Annotated in this window: 2 rRNA genes; both read left to right on the top strand. The window is 42.7% G+C overall.

From position 1 onward, the window contains the following. Positions 1–110: ribosomal RNA gene (locus JIG37_RS09875) — 23S ribosomal RNA — on the top strand; the annotation flags it as partial. Positions 111–234: 124 nt separating this feature from the next. Further along, a 5S ribosomal RNA gene (gene rrf / locus JIG37_RS09870) occupies positions 235–328 on the top strand.

The raw sequence follows: 328 nt of genomic DNA, 5'->3' as shown, positions 1-328 counted from the left end.
TTTTAAAGTCTCTGAAGGGCCGTTGAAGACTACAACGTTGATAGGCAGGATGTGGAAGTGGTGTGAGCCATTAAGCTAACCTGTACTAATTACCCGTGAGGCTTAACCATACAACGCCAAACGCGTTTTATGACAGCGTAAAGAACAGAAGTTAAGTTACTAAAGTAGACATTTACTTGATATCAGAATTCCAGATTTTAGTTAATTGCCAAGGCGATTAACGAACCAAATTTGCTTGGTGACAATAGCGTTTTGGACCCACCTGACCCCATGCCGAACTCAGTAGTGAAACGAAACAGCGCCGATGATAGTGTAGCAGCTGCTATGT

This window comes from Pseudoalteromonas sp. bablab_jr010, assembly GCF_016464105.1.
Classification (GTDB): Bacteria; Pseudomonadota; Gammaproteobacteria; order Enterobacterales; family Alteromonadaceae; genus Pseudoalteromonas; species Pseudoalteromonas simplex.
Note: the sequence above shows the minus strand (reverse complement) of the source record. Positions and strands in the feature narration are given on the sequence as shown.